Origin of the sequence: Pantoea sp. ME81 (assembly GCF_903970985.1) — a bacterium.
In the GTDB taxonomy this organism is placed as follows: Bacteria; Pseudomonadota; Gammaproteobacteria; order Enterobacterales; family Enterobacteriaceae; genus Pantoea; species Pantoea communis.
This window is the reverse complement of record NZ_CAJCKS010000105.1, coordinates 1-17,064: the sequence shown is the minus strand read 5'-3', so window position 1 is coordinate 17,064 and position 17,064 is coordinate 1. Positions and strand designations below refer to the sequence as shown.

At 54.1% G+C, this 17,064-nt stretch carries 12 protein-coding genes and 1 pseudogene; 7 read left to right on the top strand and 6 right to left on the bottom strand.

Going from position 1 to position 17,064, the window contains the following annotated elements:
- Positions 1-295: efflux RND transporter permease subunit (locus H7A81_RS17840; protein WP_182058268.1), on the bottom strand; the 295-nt coding region annotated here is incomplete at its 3' end.
- Positions 295-1,521, bottom strand: coding sequence for an MdtA/MuxA family multidrug efflux RND transporter periplasmic adaptor subunit (locus H7A81_RS17835; protein WP_166936179.1), 1,227 nt, complete (start codon positions 1,519-1,521; stop codon positions 295-297). The genes H7A81_RS17835 and H7A81_RS17840, both read right to left, overlap by 1 nt.
- Before the next feature lie 240 nt (positions 1,522-1,761).
- On the opposite strand from H7A81_RS17835, the gene H7A81_RS17830 reads away from it, so the two are divergent.
- Complete coding sequence (locus H7A81_RS17830) at positions 1,762-2,724, top strand: aldo/keto reductase (protein WP_182058267.1); 963 nt, start codon at positions 1,762-1,764, stop codon at positions 2,722-2,724.
- 213 nt (positions 2,725-2,937) lie between these two features.
- Positions 2,938-4,278: a carbohydrate porin gene (locus H7A81_RS17825; RefSeq protein ID WP_034824836.1), complete on the top strand. Its 1,341-nt coding sequence runs from the start codon at positions 2,938-2,940 to the stop codon at positions 4,276-4,278.
- Positions 4,279-4,408: 130 nt separating this feature from the next.
- On the opposite strand, the gene yegD is transcribed toward H7A81_RS17825, so the two are convergent.
- From yegD to H7A81_RS17810, 3 genes are all read right to left on the bottom strand, one after another.
- On the bottom strand, positions 4,409-5,761 hold the full coding sequence (gene yegD, locus H7A81_RS17820; protein ID WP_034824834.1) for a molecular chaperone: 1,353 nt from the start codon (positions 5,759-5,761) through the stop codon (positions 4,409-4,411).
- Positions 5,762-5,823: 62 nt separating this feature from the next.
- On the bottom strand, positions 5,824-8,388 hold the full coding sequence (locus H7A81_RS17815; protein WP_182058266.1) for a diguanylate cyclase: 2,565 nt from the start codon (positions 8,386-8,388) through the stop codon (positions 5,824-5,826).
- Between the two features lie 149 nt (positions 8,389-8,537).
- The gene (locus H7A81_RS17810) at positions 8,538-9,152 is read right to left on the bottom strand and encodes a phosphatase PAP2 family protein (RefSeq protein WP_034824832.1); all 615 of its coding nucleotides are present in this window, start codon (positions 9,150-9,152) and stop codon (positions 8,538-8,540) included.
- 229 nt (positions 9,153-9,381) lie between these two features.
- Here H7A81_RS17810 and udk point away from each other — a divergent pair, with 229 nt between their 5' ends.
- The 3 genes from udk (at position 9,382) to asmA (ending at position 12,627) form a co-directional block, all read left to right on the top strand.
- Positions 9,382-10,020, top strand: a complete 639-nt coding sequence (gene udk / locus H7A81_RS17805) for a uridine kinase (protein WP_034824830.1) — start codon at positions 9,382-9,384, stop codon at positions 10,018-10,020.
- An 87-nt stretch (positions 10,021-10,107) separates the two neighbouring features.
- Positions 10,108-10,689, top strand: coding sequence for a dCTP deaminase (dcd, locus tag H7A81_RS17800; RefSeq protein ID WP_034824828.1), 582 nt, complete (start codon positions 10,108-10,110; stop codon positions 10,687-10,689).
- Positions 10,690-10,824: 135 nt separating this feature from the next.
- Positions 10,825-12,627, top strand: coding sequence for an outer membrane assembly protein AsmA (asmA, locus tag H7A81_RS17795; protein WP_182058265.1), 1,803 nt, complete (start codon positions 10,825-10,827; stop codon positions 12,625-12,627).
- Between the two features lie 49 nt (positions 12,628-12,676).
- On the opposite strand, the gene H7A81_RS17790 is transcribed toward asmA, so the two are convergent.
- Positions 12,677-14,242, bottom strand: a complete 1,566-nt coding sequence (locus H7A81_RS17790; protein ID WP_182058264.1) for a TerC family protein — start codon at positions 14,240-14,242, stop codon at positions 12,677-12,679.
- Between the two features lie 791 nt (positions 14,243-15,033).
- On the opposite strand from H7A81_RS17790, the gene wbaP reads away from it, so the two are divergent.
- The gene (wbaP, locus tag H7A81_RS17785; protein ID WP_160868032.1) at positions 15,034-16,467 is read left to right on the top strand and encodes an undecaprenyl-phosphate galactose phosphotransferase WbaP; all 1,434 of its coding nucleotides are present in this window, start codon (positions 15,034-15,036) and stop codon (positions 16,465-16,467) included.
- Between the two features lie 298 nt (positions 16,468-16,765).
- Positions 16,766-17,064: pseudogene (locus H7A81_RS17780) on the top strand (polysaccharide export protein Wza); the annotation flags it as partial.

The window sequence follows — 17,064 nt, the reverse complement described above, 5'->3', positions numbered from 1 at the left end:
CCGAGGCACCGCCGGAACTCTGCGATGCCATCTGCTTCAGCCCTGACATCTGGCCGAACTGACGTTCAAGCGGGGCGGTAATCGAGGACGTCACCACATCCGGGCTGGCGCCAGGGTAGAGCGTGACCACCTGAATCGTCGGGTAATCCACTTCGGGCAGCGCCGATACCGGCAGAAAGCGGTAACCGAGCACGCCCGCCAGCAGAATGGCAATCATCAGCAGCGTGGTCGCCACCGGGCGCAGAATAAACAGGCGTGACGGACCGCCGCTGCTGTCAGGAGGCATCACCTGCATTATTGACGCTCTCCACGGGCAGGCTGGGCGGCGCGCGTGCTGTGTGTGGCGGTACTTTGCGGTGATACCACTTCAACAGTGGCACCTTCGGTCAAACGATCCAATCCGTCAGTGACCACCCGCTCACCGGCGTCGAGCCCGGCACTGATCACCACTTTCTGGCTGTCCTGCAAGCCCGCCGTTACGCGCTTCTTGCTCACTTTGTTATCGCTGTTGACCACCCAGACAAAGTGGCCGTCGTTGCTCATTTGTAGCGCAGCCGTTGGGATAACCACCGCATCCTGCAGCGTATCCACTTTCAGACGCGCGTTGACGAATTGATTGGGGAACAGCGCATCATCCTGATTATCGAAGCGCGCTTTGAGTTTGATGGTGCCGGTGGTGGCATCAATCTGGTTATCGAGGCTGAGCAGCGTGCCGCTGGTGAGCAGGGTTTTGTTACTGCGATCCCAGGCTTCGACAATCAACGGCTGTCCACTTTTCTGTGCCTTGAGGATTTGGCTAATGTTGTTTTCGGCAACGCTGAACACCACGTCAATCGGATGGGTTTCGGTAATCACCACTAAGCCAGTGGTATCGCCAGAAGTGATGTAATTTCCGACATCAACCTGCTTCAACCCGACGCGACCGGCGATCGGTGCGGTAATGCGGCTGTAAGTGAGATTGAGTTGCGCGCTGGCGACGTTACCTTCATCGGCTTTAATCGTGCCCAGCGTTTCACTCACCAGCGAGCGTTGCGTGTCCAGTTCCTGCTGCGACACCAGTGAGGTTTTCGCCAGTTTTTCATAGCGACTCAGATCGCGACGTGCATTGGCGAGCGTGGCCTGATCTTTTGCCAGCTGGCCCTGGGCCTGAATTAACGCGACCTGATATGGGCGGGGATCGATTTCGGCAAGCAGTGCACCCGCTGCCACCTGCTGACCTTCCTGGAAATGCAATGCCATCAGCTGGCCATCAACGCGACTGCGAACCGTCACGGTATTGGCGGCGGTGACGGTGCCAAGCCCGCTGAGATAGTAGGGCACGCTCTGGGTTGTTGCGGCAGCGGCCTGCACCGGTGCTAAAGGACGGCGATTTGCGCCGCCTGCGCCGCGACCATGATGCTGCTGGCCCTCGGCTTGCGGCTGCTTACTCGGTTCCGCAGGATGCTGCCACCAGTAATATCCGCCCGCGACTGCGGCGATCGCGACAAGTGTTATCAGGCTTGTTTTCAGTCGACTGTTCATCTGCTTGCGTGCTCTCCAGCGGTTTCGTATTCCCCAAATGCGAAAGCAAAATGGCCGTTTCGCAAACGAAATGATTGTAGACGCCCGGGCCGGGCAAAAATTGAAGGAATTAAGAATATCGCCCCTGAGGCGCTAAGTATTCATATTACGTAAACATTTTGGCAGGAAAACGCATAAGCGCAGCGATTTCCTTTGCTAAGCTCAAAGGCAGTCATGTCTCGTTTCAATAAGGAGAACAAAATGAGTCAACAGAAAACCCGTCAGCTTGGCGACAGTGGTATTCAGGTTCCGCTTCTCACTTTTGGCGGCAACGTTTTCGGCTGGACAGTCGACGAGAAAACCTCGTTCTCACTGCTCGACGCGCTGGTAGAAAAAGGGCTGTTCTTTATCGATACCGCGGACGTTTATTCGCGCTGGGCTCCCGGTAATGAAGGGGGCGAGTCTGAAACCATCATCGGTAAATGGCTGAAAAAGAGCGGCAAGCGCGACAGTATTGTGCTGGCGACGAAAGTGGGGATGGAGCTGTCTCCGGAGAAAACCGGGCTAAAACCGGTTTACATCCGTCAGGCGGTGGAAGATTCGCTGCGTCGTTTGCAAACCGATGTGATCGATCTCTATCAGGCGCACCGCGACGACCAGGATACGCCGCTGGTCGATACACTGAAAGCCTTTGATTCGCTGATTAAAGAAGGCAAAGTGCGTGCAATTGGCGCCTCCAACTACAACGCAAAACGCCTGCAGGAAGCGCTGGATATCAGTAAAAAAGAGGGGCTGGCGCGCTATGAAACGCTACAGCCAGAATACAACCTGTATGACCGCCAGGATTATGAAGGTGGGTTGGAGCAGGTGGCGGTTAAAAATGGCCTCGGCGTGATTAACTACTACTCGCTGGCCAGCGGTTTCCTGAGCGGCAAATACAAAAAGCCGGAAGATGCCAGCAAGAGTAAACGCGGGCAGGGCATCGTCGAAAAGTATCTTAACGAGCGCGGCAAACGCATTGTCGAAGCGCTGGAGGATGTGGCGGCTTCGCACGATGCATCAGCGACTCAGGTCGCGCTGGCGTGGCAGATTGCGCGCCCGAGCATCACCGCACCGATCGTCAGTGCCACCTCGCTGGAGCAGATTAACGAACTGGTGAAAGCCACTGAGTTAGAGTTGAGTAAGCAAGAGATCGAGGAACTGGCGAGCGCCAGTAAGGCGTAACCTTCACGGGACGCGACGGCGTCCCGCTTTATTTTGTTTTTTTGCCATGCAAAAAATGCCATTTCTGTAAAAAGATATTCATTCATAGACCCTTGTCACAATTGCGTTAATTAACTATCACCCTGTCAAACACTGCGCACATATTTGCAAAAATTGACATAACGCCAGCACTATCCTCTGTTCGATCCTTTCCCGTTACATCACAAAAGAATAATGATCATGAACAGAAAAAAAGCAGTGCAGCATATGCCCCGTCTGGCAGCGGGCACCCTGATGTTTGCGATGTTGAGTACATCAGCAATGGCGGCTGATGCCTTCAGCTATGACTCACCTTACATGTTTGGCGATTGGGGTGGTTCCCGAACGCAGCTGGAAAAAGACGGCATTAAATTCGACGTCAACTACACCATGGAGAGCGCCTCTAACCTCGGCGGCGGCGCGGATACCAACACATCCATGCGTTACAGCGATCAGTGGGCGTTTGGCGCCAACTTTGACCTGGAAAAACTGCTGAACTGGCAGGATGCGCAATTCCAGATGACCATCACTGACCGTAATGGGCAAAACATCTCCGATCAGGTCGCCGATCGTCGCACGGGCATGCTCTCTTCAACGCAGGAAGTGTATGGCCGTGGACAAACCTGGCGCCTGACGCAGTTCTGGCTGAGCAAAGGTTTGTTTGATGACGCGGTTAACCTGAAAGCCGGTCGTGTCACTGTCGGTGAAGACTTCGATAACTTCGACAGTAAGTTCCAGAACCTGGCCTTTGGTAGTGGTCAGGCGGGTAACTGGCGTGGCGATCGCTGGTTTAACTGGCCGGTTTCCCAGTGGGGCGGCCGTGTGAAGTTCAACATCACGCCGGAAGTGTTCTTCCAGGTCGGCTTCTATAACCAGAACAGTTCCAACTACGATCGCGGCGATGGCTTCCGTCTCGACACCAGCAATTCCGAAGGCAATATGGTGCCGGTGGAACTGGGCTGGAAACCGACTTTCGGTGCCGACAAACTGCCGGGTAACTACCGTATCGGGTATTACTACTCGTCTGCCAACAGCGATAATTACGGCAGCTGGCGCGATGGGGCCTATCAGAGCCAGGATCACGCCTACGGTGGTTATGTGCTGTTGCAACAGCAACTGACAGCGCAGGGCGGGGATGCCAGCCGTGGTCTGGGCGTGACGGTACAGGCAGTGATGAACGACCACAAAACATCGAAAACCGACAACTATCAGTCCATCAGCTTCACCTGGAAAGGGCCGTTTGATGCGCGTCCACAGGATGAAATCGGTGTCGGTGCGGCGCGCATCCACGTTAACAGCGCCTATACCCGTTCGCTGCGTGAGCAGAACAACGCTAACGGCGAAACTGACTTCAACAGCCCGACCTATCTGCCGATTCAGGATGGCTCGGAATACAACTACGAGATCTATTACAACGCTCAGCTGACCAAATGGCTGCAGCTGCGTCCGAACCTGCAATATGTGGTGGCGCCGGGTGCAGTGAGTGAAGTGAAAGATGCGTTTGTTGGCGGCATCGCGGCGAACATTAATTTCTGATTCGCGGATACACATGAAAATGGCGGCCAGGGTGGCCGCCATTTTTTTGCTTGTTACCGGCGTAATTCATTGCGCATCGGGCAGTGGATCAATCATCTGCACAATGCGCGATAAAGTGGTTGCAACCGGGTTAACGGAACATCACTTCTGCCCAGCGCGCCAGACCGGCGGTCACTGAGCCAAAGTCATCACCACCTGCAATTGGCGTGTCCGGCAAGGCCTGCTGCAATGCCGCACGCAGCACTGGCGAACGTGCACTGCCGCCGGTCAGGTAGATCACTTCCGGCTTGGTTTCACAGGTGGCGAGTGCCAGATGCACCTGCTCCAGGATGCGCTCCAGTGGCTGGTTGATGGCTTCTTCCAGTTGCGTGGCGCTGATATCAGCCTGCAATGACTGGGCGATAAACGCCAGCGACGCTTCGGTTTCCGGCAATTCGGACAAGGCGATTTTGCTCTCTTCCGCCGCACGCACCAGACGATAACTCAGCTTCTGCTGCCACACTTTCAGCAGGTGCGCCACTTTGTCACCTTGCTCTGCATCGCGAATCAAATCGCGCAGCAGTTTACCGCTCGCGGCAGAGTAGAAGTCGCTTTGCGCCGGAACATCGTTAATCGCCACCGCATTCCACCACGGCAGTGCGGGCAGGGCGGTGCCTTTTTGCGTGTTACCACCGAGACCCAGCAGCGGCATCAGGGTTTTGAACGCGAGGATAATGTCGAGATCGTTACCGCCCACGCGGCAACCACTGTGGCCCAGCAAACTTTCACGGCGGTCGGTTTTATTGCGCCACTCTGGGCCCATCAACAGCATCGAGCAGTCGGTCGTACCGCCGCCGATATCCACCACCAGCACACGCGTCTCTTTCTCCAGTGTGGCTTCAAAGTCCAGCCCGGCGGCAACCGGTTCGAACTGGAATTCCACGTCGCGGAAACCCGCACGCTTCGCCGCACGCAACAGAATACCCTGCGCCTGCTGGTTTGCCTCTTCGCCGCCGAGACCCTGGAAGTTGATCGGGCGGCCGATCACGGCTTGCTCAATCGGACGGTCGAGTTGGGTTTCGCCCTGCTGGCGAATGTGCAGCATCATGGCGCACACCAGATCTTCGAAGAAGGCGATTTGCTGTGGTTTAAGGCCGTTGGCACCAAGGAAAGATTTCGGTGATTTCACGAACCACACTTCTTCCGGGTCCACCATATATTGTTGCAGCGCGGTCAGGCCGAACTGCACGCTTGCCGCGGTCACTTCGATATCTTCTTCGCGGTTATAGCGCAGAGCACGCTGAAGCAGCGCGGTACCCTCTGTATCCGGTGTCGGCACCTGATGATGGCGGTGCAGCCATTCGCTGATTGCTTCACGCGTGGGTGCACAAATCATGGAGGGAAGCAGGCGCTGACCCTTCTCCAGTGTCAGCAGGCGCGGTGTACCGTTATCGCTGACCGCGATAGAACAGTTGGCCGTGCCGTAATCGAATCCAATGAACATTTTATCCCCCATGCCAGAAAAAAGGGGGCGACTTTAGCGCAGCCAGCGCGGGCTGGCAATGATCACATTTGTACTTCCTGATAAACGTGATATTGACCACGGCCCGCATGTTTCGCGCTATAGCAGGCGACATCCGCCTGTGACATCACCACATTGCGGATGCAGTTGTGCTGATCAATCTGCGTGATCCCGGCGCTGGCGCCCACATGATAAGGATGATCGTGCCACAGGAAAGTGTATTCGTTGACCGAAGTGACAATGCGCTGAACCACCTCGCGCACCTGGTCAACGTGACTGTTCGGAAGCAACACGCCAAATTCATCGCCGCCCAAACGCGCCAGCAGATCGCTGCTGCGCAGGTGTTTTTGCATCAACTCCGCCAGTTCACGCAGCAGCGCGTCGCCTGCTGCGTGACCTGCGCTGTCATTCACCGCTTTGAATTTATCCAGATCGATAAACACCAGCACATGCTGAGTGTTGTTGGCCGCAGCATCGTTCACCACGCGTTTGAGTTGCTGTTCAAAGCTATGGCGATTCGGTAGCCGCGTCAGCATATCGTGTGAAGCACTGTAGCTGAGGCGTTTCATCATTTTGCGTGATTCACTGACATCCTGAATAACCATCACCGCACCGATGCTGGCGCCGGTGAGGGTTTTCAAAGGGGTAATGCTGTAGTGAATCTCCACCTGCACACCCTCCGGCGTGTGCAGCACCAGCTCTTCTTCCAGGTCGGGTGAAGTTTTTATGCCCGGCAAGTTACACAGCAGTAAATTCTCTACGCGCGGACCGTTAGCACCGCGCGTGATATTTAATAGCTCGCTTAACGCCACTCCCGCCGCTTTTTCCTGAGGCCAGCCGCTCAGCGTTTCGGCCACCGGGTTCATAAAGGTCACGCGCATCTCATCGTCGGTACTGATCACCGCTTCGCCAATCGAATCGAGGGTGATCGCCATACGCTCTTTTTCCTGGAACAGCGCTTCGTTGAGCGCGCGCAGTGGCGTAATGTCCTGACAGATGCCGAGCATGCGTTCGATTTGACCATCCTGGCTGAGAATGCGGTTAGCCTCGGTGCGCACATAGCGCGAGCCGCTGGGCAGATTGACACGGTACTCCATATGGAAAGCGCTGCGCCGTTCAATCGCCTGCTGCACGATCAGCGCGGCCGTTTCGCGTTCTGTCGGTTCCAACAGATGCAGCCAGAGATCATAAGTGGGGATTTGATGCGGGCCCAGCGCAAACAGCTCGTACATGCGCTTGTCCCACAGCATTTCACCGGTCAGCAGATTCCACTCCCACACGCCGATGCCGCCCGCTTCGTTAGCCAGAGTAATGCGCTCCATCAGGCGACGATTCACCTGCTCGCTCTGTTTCAGTTCCGAAATATCGACGATTTGCGAAATGAAATAGAGCGGTTGATGTTCGGCGTCACGCACCATGGACACCGTCAGGCGTGCCCAGACGATTTCACCGTCTTTGCGGAAGTAACGCTTCTCCATGGTGTAGGTCATGATGTCACCCGCCACCAGACGCTCCAGCTGTTGCAAATCAGTGTTGAGATCGTCGGGATGGGTAATTTGCTGGAAAGTGAGTTTCTTCAGTTCTTCAGCCGGAAAGCCCAGCGTTTGACACAGCGACTGATTGACCTGCTGCCAGCCACCGTTAGGCGACACCAGCGCCATGCCAATTGCCGAGTACTCCATTGCATTACGGAAGCGGGTTTCACTCTCGCTAATATGGTGTTTTTCGCGCTGGAAGGCATCCATCACCAGCGCCATCACGTGGCTGGGGAGCAGCACTAACAGGAATGGCAACCAGGTGCTGACCTGGCCGAGTAACAAGCCGGTTTGTGCCAGGTTAACAAAGTTAAAAGCCAGTAGAATCGAGATGAAACTGGCGTTCAGGAAGAACAGGACAAAAGCTTCAAACTTCGGTAGCCGCACCGCGCACCAAAACAGGATCACCACAATAAAGGTGAACGGCCACGGCAGAAAACGCAGCGACAAATAGCTGGCCAGTAGGGTGACGATCAGTGTCAGCAGCGTTTCCAGCTGACGACCGGGGGTGATTAATTGACGCAGCGGCTTGTTGGGCCATAACAACAGCACGGGGCCGAATGCCAGCACGCCAATCACTTCGGAGATCACCCAGGTAGAAAAGAAGGGCAATGACGCACGATGCCCCACCTGCAACATCCAGACCGCCACCACACCGCCAATCAGCGGCGCAATCAAACCGGCGCAGACGGCAAATCGCACCCAATCGAGCAGCGAATTCAGGGGATTTCTGCGATCCAGCAGCGCGCGCAACATCAGGCCGCCGAGAATGGCCTGCACCATATTCAGGATGGCAAATTTAAGGTTGCTCAGCGCCGGACCGATGACGATTAAATTGGCCAGCGAGGTGCCGATGACACAGCTGAACAGCAGCAGCGGAACATGTTTTGAAGGGGCGCGGAACACCACCACCGTCATCAGGGCGGTGGAGTACCAAAGCGGGGAAATGCGTCCGCTGACCACAATCAGTTCGAGACAAAATAGCGTCAGTAAAAAGGCCAATGCACCCAAAAACAGTGCGTTGAGCCATTTTCTTTGCGGTCTATCCTGTGAGGTTAATATTTCCAGGGTCATGCACGAATCCAGCAATGCGCATTCGTTACACGTCGAAAAATGCGCCAATCATTCTCTGTTTTGCATGCTAGCACATCTGTCTAAGATGTCTGCGCAGAATCTGGTTTAGCCCTGATTCAATGAAAGTTTTGGCCCTGACAGAAAAATGATTAATCGCGAAACAGATCGGCGCGCGTATAGGGTTTTTCTAATCCGGCGAGATGGGCGGAAAAACGTTCAAGAAATTGCTGCGTGGTGGCCACGCGGCCATGACTCATCAACACCAGCGGCACCAGCAGGGCGACACACACTTGCGCCAGGCTGAAGCCCTTCAGAGCGGTGCGGCGCTGTGTCAACAGGAATGCACTGCTCAGCGTAAAGCCCAGCATCAGGCCGGTGAGCACTTCACTGAAGGAGTGCGCGTGGATCACAAGGCGTGACAGGCCGACCATCATCGGGATCAGATAGCCAATACCGATGGTGAATGCGCGCCAAAAGGTGGGGAAGCGGCCCGAAACCAGCCACATCATCACTGGCCAAAGCGTTGCTGACATGGCGCTGTGGCCGCTGAATCCGGTGAAGTTAAATCTGGCGCTGCCAATGCCAAACCCGAGAAACAGAATTTTAGACAGGCTAACCAGCAGGCCCGCCAGGCCAAAAGCGAGCAGCCAATACCAGACAGTTTGGCGGTTGTCGCTTTTCCACGGCAACACCAGCGCGATAATCACGGCGGTCGGGATCAGCAACATGCTGTCACCAAAATAGGTCAGGGTTTTCCAACTCATATTTTTCCTTGGGCTTTATTGAGTCAACCTGGGGGGTACACCACTCAGGCAGGAGAACAGTGTATCGATTAAGCATCTGGCTGCAAAAGGGGATATTCTGAAAAGCGGCGGGCCCATTTCTCTGGCATCAAACAGGTGAAATACCTATAATTGCCGCCAACTAACCCTCTCAATCGGCCCATTGCGGTTTCGGCTTCAATTGGCTCCAGTTATCAGGTCTTAAAAAAGTATGACTGACAAGTCTCATCAGTGCGTGATCGTTGGCATCGCAGGTGCATCCGCATCCGGAAAAAGTCTTATTGCCAGCACGCTCTATCGTGAAATCCGTGACCAGGTCGGTGACGAGCATATCGGTGTGATCCCCGAAGATGCCTACTACAAAGATCAGAGCCACCTCACCATGGAAGAGAGGGTGAAAACCAACTATGACCATCCCAGCGCGATGGACCACGATCTGCTGTTGCAGCATCTGCGCGCGTTAAAGGCGGGTCAGGATATTGAGTTGCCGGTTTATAGCTACGTTGAACACACGCGCACCAGTGACTGTATTCATCTTAAGCCGAAAAAAGTGATCATCCTTGAGGGCATTCTGCTGCTGACCGATGCGCGTCTGCGTCAGGAGATGAACTTCTCCATCTTCGTAGATACCCCGCTGGATATCTGTCTGATGCGTCGCATGAAGCGCGATGTGAATGAGCGTGGTCGTTCCATGGATTCGGTGATGAGCCAGTATCAGAAGACCGTGCGTCCAATGTTCCTGCAGTTTATCGAGCCTTCCAAACAATACGCTGACATTATCGTGCCGCGTGGCGGGAAGAACCGCATCGCCATCGATATTCTCAAAGCCAAGATTAACCAATATCTTTGAAAATACTGCGTCCGGATGGACGTGACGCGTGAAGGTTGTCACAACAGTGGCGACCTTTCGCTACACTTAAAGCATGGAGACTCTGCGATGAGATTATGCGATCGCGACATTGAAGCCTGGCTCGACAACGGTAAACTGGCGATTGACCCGCGCCCACCGGTTGAGCGCATTAATGGCGCAACCGTGGACGTGCGCCTCGGCAATCAGTTCCGCACCTTCAGTGGTCACACTGCGCCATTTATTGATTTGAGTGGTCCAAAACACGAAGTCAGCGCCGCACTGGATCGCGTAATGAGCGATGAGATTGTGCTGCCGGAAGGGGAAGCGTTCTTCCTGCATCCGGGTGAGTTAGCGCTGGCAGTGACGCTGGAATCGGTCACGATTCCGGATGATCTGGTGGGTTGGCTGGATGGCCGCTCCTCGCTGGCGCGTCTGGGCTTGATGGTGCACGTGACGGCACACCGTATCGATCCAGGCTGGCAGGGCCGCATTGTGCTGGAATTCTACAACTCCGGTAAGCTGCCGCTGGCGCTGCGTCCGGGCATGTTGATTGGCGCATTGAGCTTTGAACCGTTGTCTGGCCCAGCGGCACGCCCTTATAACCGCCGCGAAGATGCAAAATATCGTGGTCAGCAGGGTGCCGATGCCAGTCGTATCGACAAAGACTGATGTTCGCCTAAATGATTCAACGTGCGGCAAAGCGGTAAGAGGGTGAATCCCCGGTAGCTGGCATCAGTGTGTGACTGGGGTAAATGAACGCAGCCAATGCCGCTGCAGCATGAAGAATGACGGTGATGAGGGATTATGAGAAGAGTGATAACGACGCTGGCCATCCTGTTAGTGGTGGTCGTGGCGGGCATGACGGCACTGGTGTTGCTGGTCAATCCCAACGACTTTCGTACCTATATGGTACAGCAGGTAGAACAGCGCAGTGGTTATCAACTTGAAGTCAGCGGTGGCCTGCGCTGGCACGTCTGGCCGCAACTCAGTATTCTCGCCGGGCGCATGAGCCTGACCGCACCTGGCGCCAGTCAGCCGATGGTCACCGCAGAAAATATGCGTCTTGATGTCAACCTCTGGCCGCTACTGTCGCATCAGCTAAGCGTCAGCCAGGTGATGCTGAAAAATGCCGTCATTCGCGTCACGCCTGACAGCGCCGCCCAGAAACCGAGCGGTTCACCGGTGGCCCCCACGGACGCGGAACCGGTGGTGACGCGCACCAATGGTTGGTCATTCGACATTGCTAAATTGCGCCTCGCCGACAGTCTGCTGATCTGGCAGCAGCCCGGTGGCGATGAATATAACTTCCGTAATCTCAATCTCAACCTCGATCAGGATGCCAGCAAAAATGCCAGCATCGAACTCGCCACGCGCATTTCACGCAATCAGCGTAATGTTAGCGTCAACCTTAAAGGGCAGATGAATGTGGCGCAGTATCCGCATCGGCTGGTGGGGCAGATTGAAGAGATGGATTACACGCTGGACGGCGCTAACCTCCCGCCGCAGGGCATCAAAGGTGCGCTGAGCGGGCAGGGTGAGTGGAATGCCGATAAACAGCAATTCTCGTTGCAAAAGATGCAGCTGACGGCCAACGACAGCACGCTGGATGGCAGTGCCGAAGGGCGTTTAATGATGCCGCAGCAGCTCAATCTGGCTTTACACGCCACGACATTGAATCTTGATAATCTGATGGCCAGCGCGCCCGCCAGCGACAACAGCACCCCACAGCACGCCAGCGTGACGCGCACGCCGGTGATTGCTGAACCACGCACGCGTACCAACGCTGACTCGCCGTTAAATCTGATGGATTTAACGCTGAGCCTGAATGCGGATTCCAGCGTGTGGCGCGGATTGACGCTGAGCAATCTGCAGATCGATGCCAGCAATCAGGACGGGTTGATGACCCTGAACAAACTGCAGGGGAAGATCGGCGATGGGCACTTCTCGATCCCGGGCAGCATTGATATCCGCCAGCCGGTGACGAAAGTCGCCCTGCAGCCGGAAATTGAAAACATCGCCATTGCACCTTTAATGAAAGCGCTGGAACTGCCGGAGAGTTTGCAGGGCACGGTCTCCCTGAAAGGCGATCTCAGCGGCACGGGCCTGAGCGTGGATGAAGCGAAGCGTAACTGGCAGGGTAATGCCGAGCTGGAGGCCACCAACCTGCAACTCGCCCAACTTAATCTGCAACAGATGGTGCGCCGTGCCGTGGCGCGCGTGAGCAATAGCGTGACCAATGATGAGCCGGACGATCAGGGGATTCAGCAGTTGAGCGGTCGTATTAGCCTGAATCAGGGCAAGGTTGTCATGCCAGATCTGCAGGGTGGCAGTAACCGGCTGGCAGTGCAGACCAAAGGCACGGTTGATGTGGTGAACCAACAGCTCGACGTCACCTTCAATATGATGCTGCGCGGCTGGAAAGGCGACGATAAGCTAGCGACTCTGCTCAATGGCCAGGCAATTCCACTGCGGATGTACGGTGGCTGGAACAACTTGCAGTACTCACTGCCGGTTGACGATGTGGTGCGCCAGCAGTTGCAGAGTGAAGCGAAGTCGCGCCTTAACGAGTGGCTGGATCGCCAAAAGCCTGCGGTGCAACAACCTTAATCCACGTAAAATGCCGTTATGCCTGGTTTGATGGGCATAACGGCGTCTGTTACCGCCCAGGCTCAGGCGCGGGCACAATCTCCACTTTCTGTACCCGATGATTTTCCACCTGCAGCGTACGCAATAAATAATCCCCTACCTGTAACTCTTCTCCCTCTTCAGGCACATGTTGCAGGCTGTCCATTAATAATCCGGCCAGCGTGTGGTAATTACGTTTCTCATCCAGTGGCAAATGCACATAGGCTGCCAAATCTTCCAGAGGAATATGTCCGTTCGCCACCCAACCGCCATGCGGCAACGGCTGGATATCATAACGCGCATCAATTTCCTCGCCCTCATTCGGCAGATTCCCGGCGATGGTTTCCATCAGGTCACTCAGGGTGACCACGCCTTCCACCGATCCAAACTCATCGACCACAAACGCAAAATGGGTGCGGGCGTGACGGAACTGCTCCAGTGCCTGCAATAACGTCAGGCGTTCGGGAAAGATCAGCGGCTGTTTCACCAAAGCACGTAAATCGAGAGAATGACTGTGCAGCGACTGATGAAGCAAATCAATCACATGCACCACGCCGAGCGGATCGTGCCCGTGTTCAGTAACCAGGATGCGGGTGTGCTGATTGTTATCCAGCTTAGCCATGATCGCGGCCGGATCTTCACTCAGATCGATGTGCTCAATATCGTGGCGTGACGTCATGATGCTGCTGATATGCCGCTGCCCTAAACCGAGTACACGGGCAATCATGCGCCGCTCCTGGCGATTGAATAACGCACCTTCATCGCTGTCGCTGAGCAATGAGGCGGTATCGGCGTCCAGTTCGGCACGCTGGGCTTCACCGCGCAATATGCGCAGCACGGCTTCAGAGGTACGCTGGCGCAGCGGGCGTCCGGCGGTGAGGAAGCGGCGGCGATTAAACAGCGCCAGTTGATTAAACATCTCGATCACGATTGAGAAACCAATCGCCGCGTAGAGATAGCCCTTCGGAATAATAAAGCCGAGGCCTTCCGCCACCAGACTGAAGCCAATCATCAGCAGGAAACTTAGGCAGAGGATCACAATGGTTGGATGACCATTCACAAAGCGCGTGAGCGGCTTACTCGCCAGCAGCATGAGTAAAATGGCAATGGTGACCGCCGCCATCATTACCGGCAGTTCGTTCACCATGCCTACAGCGGTAATCACCGCATCAAGCGAAAAGATGGCATCCAGCACCACAATTTGCGCGACCACTGGCCAGAATTTAGCACCGTTCTTACTTTGACCGCTCTCTTCGTCGCTACCTTCCAGACGACTATTGAGTTCCGTCGTGGCTTTATAAAGAAGAAACAGCCCGCCGGAGAGCAGCAATAGATCGCGGGCGCTGAAATTGTGCTGGAACAGGGTAAACAGCGGTTGCGTGAGAGTCACCAGCCAGGATAGCGATGCCAGCAACACCAGTCGCAACAGCAACGCCAACAGCAAACCGATTACGCGCGCACGGTCACGCGCCGCAGGCGGTAACTTTTCAACCAGAATGGCAATAAAAACCAGGTTATCAATACCCAGCACCAACTCGAGAACGATTAGCGTGACTAATCCTGCCCAGAGCGACGGATCGAGGATCCACTCCATCATGCTTTCATCACCTGAATGTCTGAAAATGCGTTTTGTCTGATGATAGTGAATCAGCAGGCAAGGTACAAATGAGGCAAATCGCGCGATATCACCCTGTTGCCCGGAGTTTTAGGCATATTCTGAGAAGGTACATTTCGTCGATAAGATGAATGTATGGATAAACTTCACCGCATCGTGATAGTGACGATTAATTCTAATATTCACGCGCAAGCGTACGTTTTTAATGCGAAGCAGTCCGAAGGTGAGTATCGAATTATTCTGAATTTTACGCAGGAATGGGCTGAAAGGGATGGCATCAATACTTATGGCTGGTAGTCTTTTTCCTAAAATAGTGCAGGGGACACGGGGCCTACTTGTAAACAAGCCAGTAATAACTAGTATAGCAACGTGTTAGTAAATGTCTGCGCCGAAGTTGTTAATAGCGCGCTGTTTAGCTTCTTAATGTTATGAATTGTGATCGTGCACGGGATTAGCCTGCCGCTGGCTAAGAATAATCTCAGTGAGTGCGATGAAAATAGATGCGATTGCAGCGGTATTGGCAGCGACAGCCAAGGGCGGTAGCGTGCCTGAAGTGCTTTTCTCCGTTCAGATTAGGGCTAAATCGTGGCAAGGGAAGTCAGACTAATCTGTTGGTATTTATTGCAATTCTTTGGCTTTACTAAAAAGAGAATTGGCATAAACACCGGAGCGTTTGCCGCAGATTGCCTCCCCGTTAGCAGTGGATATATCGCTCATTTATTACACAGGGCAGAGGCGTTAGGGATTAGGGAAATAAAATAAAAGAGTTAAATATGCGCGATAACCAAATTACATATAAAAGTCTCCTCACTAAAATTTTACTGGCGTGCTCGGATTTAATTTGTTTCAACGCGGCATTGTTTATTGCTCTGGCGGTGATTAATTCGTTCACAGATTCTCCACTGGCAGATATATCTGAAAAATACCTGCACTTAAAAATCGCCACCCACGTTTGTTTATCGATTATTTGCGTAGGCTGGTTCTGGGTTCGCCTGCGTCATTACACCTATCGCAAGCCATTCTGGTTTGAGCTGAAAGAGATATTTCGTACCATTCTTATTTTTTCTGTCATCGATTTGTCAATTTCAGCATTATCGCAATGGCAGATGTCGCGCTTTGTCTGGGTGACTACCTGGATTCTGGCGTTGATATTAATTCCGCTGGCGCGCGCCATCTCTAAACGCGTACTGAATCACTTCGGTATGTGGAAAAAACAAACCATCATCATCGGCAGTAGCCGTAATGCTGAAGAAGCCTGGCAGGCGCTGCAGAGCGAAGAGGTGATGGGGTTTGATGTCATTGCGTTCTTCGATGTTGATGGCAGTTGCCCGCAGGCCAGCATCTCTGGCGTACCGGTACTGCACAATGAACAAGAGCTGTGGCAGCTGACGCACAGCGAAACCCAGTTCATCGTGGCAGTGGAGTTTGAACAGAGCCAGCATCGTGACAACTGGCTGAAAATGCTGGCAATGCATAACTGCCGTTCAGTCTCAGTGATTCCAACTCTGCGCGGCGTGCCCCTTTACGGTACCGACATGGCCTACATCTTCAGCCATGAAGTGATGATTCTGCGCGTGAACAATAATCTGGCGAAACGCACTTCGCGCTTCCTGAAACGTGCTTTCGACATCGTCGGCGCACTCGGCATCATTATTGCGCTGTCACCGGCGCTGCTGGTCCTCGGCTTTATGGTTGGACGCGATGGCGGCCCACCGATTTACGGTCATGAACGTGTCGGCCTGAACGGACGTAAATTCAAATGCCTTAAATTCCGTTCGATGGTGATCAACTCGAAAGAGGTGCTGGAGGAAGTCCTGCGCACCGATCCGGTCGCTCGCGCCGAGTGGGATAAAGATTTCAAACTGAAGAATGACCCGCGTATTACCAAAGTTGGCCACTTCATCCGTAAAACCAGTCTGGATGAACTGCCGCAGCTGTGGAATGTGGTACGCGGCGACATGAGCCTGGTGGGCCCACGTCCAGTGATTGAAGACGAACTCTGTCGTTATGCCGGTGATGTTGATTATTACCTGATGGCGAAACCCGGCATGACGGGATTGTGGCAGGTTAGCGGTCGTAACGACGTTGACTATGAAACGCGCGTCTATTTCGATTCGTGGTATGTCAAAAACTGGTCGCTGTGGAATGACATTGCGATCCTGTTTAAGACAGTGGGTGTCGTACTGAAACGCGATGGCGCTTATTGAGAGTAGAAGGGCAGGGGACGAAATCATTATCCCCGTCTGAAATGCCGGTGCTGGGAGTGCCTTAACTGACAACTGCCATTATCGAGCCTGAATAGAGTCGGTGCTTTGCCGGCAGGGTAATCACCGACTTTAATTGATGTCGTCTCAGGGCACGGTGACAACATAAAACCAAGGGAGCGCATGATAATGACCCACAGTTTCAGTGTTTAACCCGTCAGTTTTATTTTTTTATAAGACGCTACACAGCGGCGTTTTCGCCTCTATCAATCATTAACTGATAGCGAAGAATCAGATGATAATGAAAATTAAATTGATACCTTTACTGGTATCCGCAACTTTTCTCTCCGGGTGCACCATTGAACCAGGTTCGCACCTTTCCACTAGCGGAAAAGATGTCATTGAGCAACAGGATAGCAACTTTGACATCGATAAATACGTCAACGTCTTCCCGCTGACGCCGCGTCTGGTTGAACAGATGCGTCCGAAGCCACTGGTTGCGCAGGCCAACCCGGCGCTGCAGACCGAGATTCAAAGCTACGAATATCGCGTGGGCATTGGCGACGTGCTGAACGTCACCGTATGGGACCACCCGGAGCT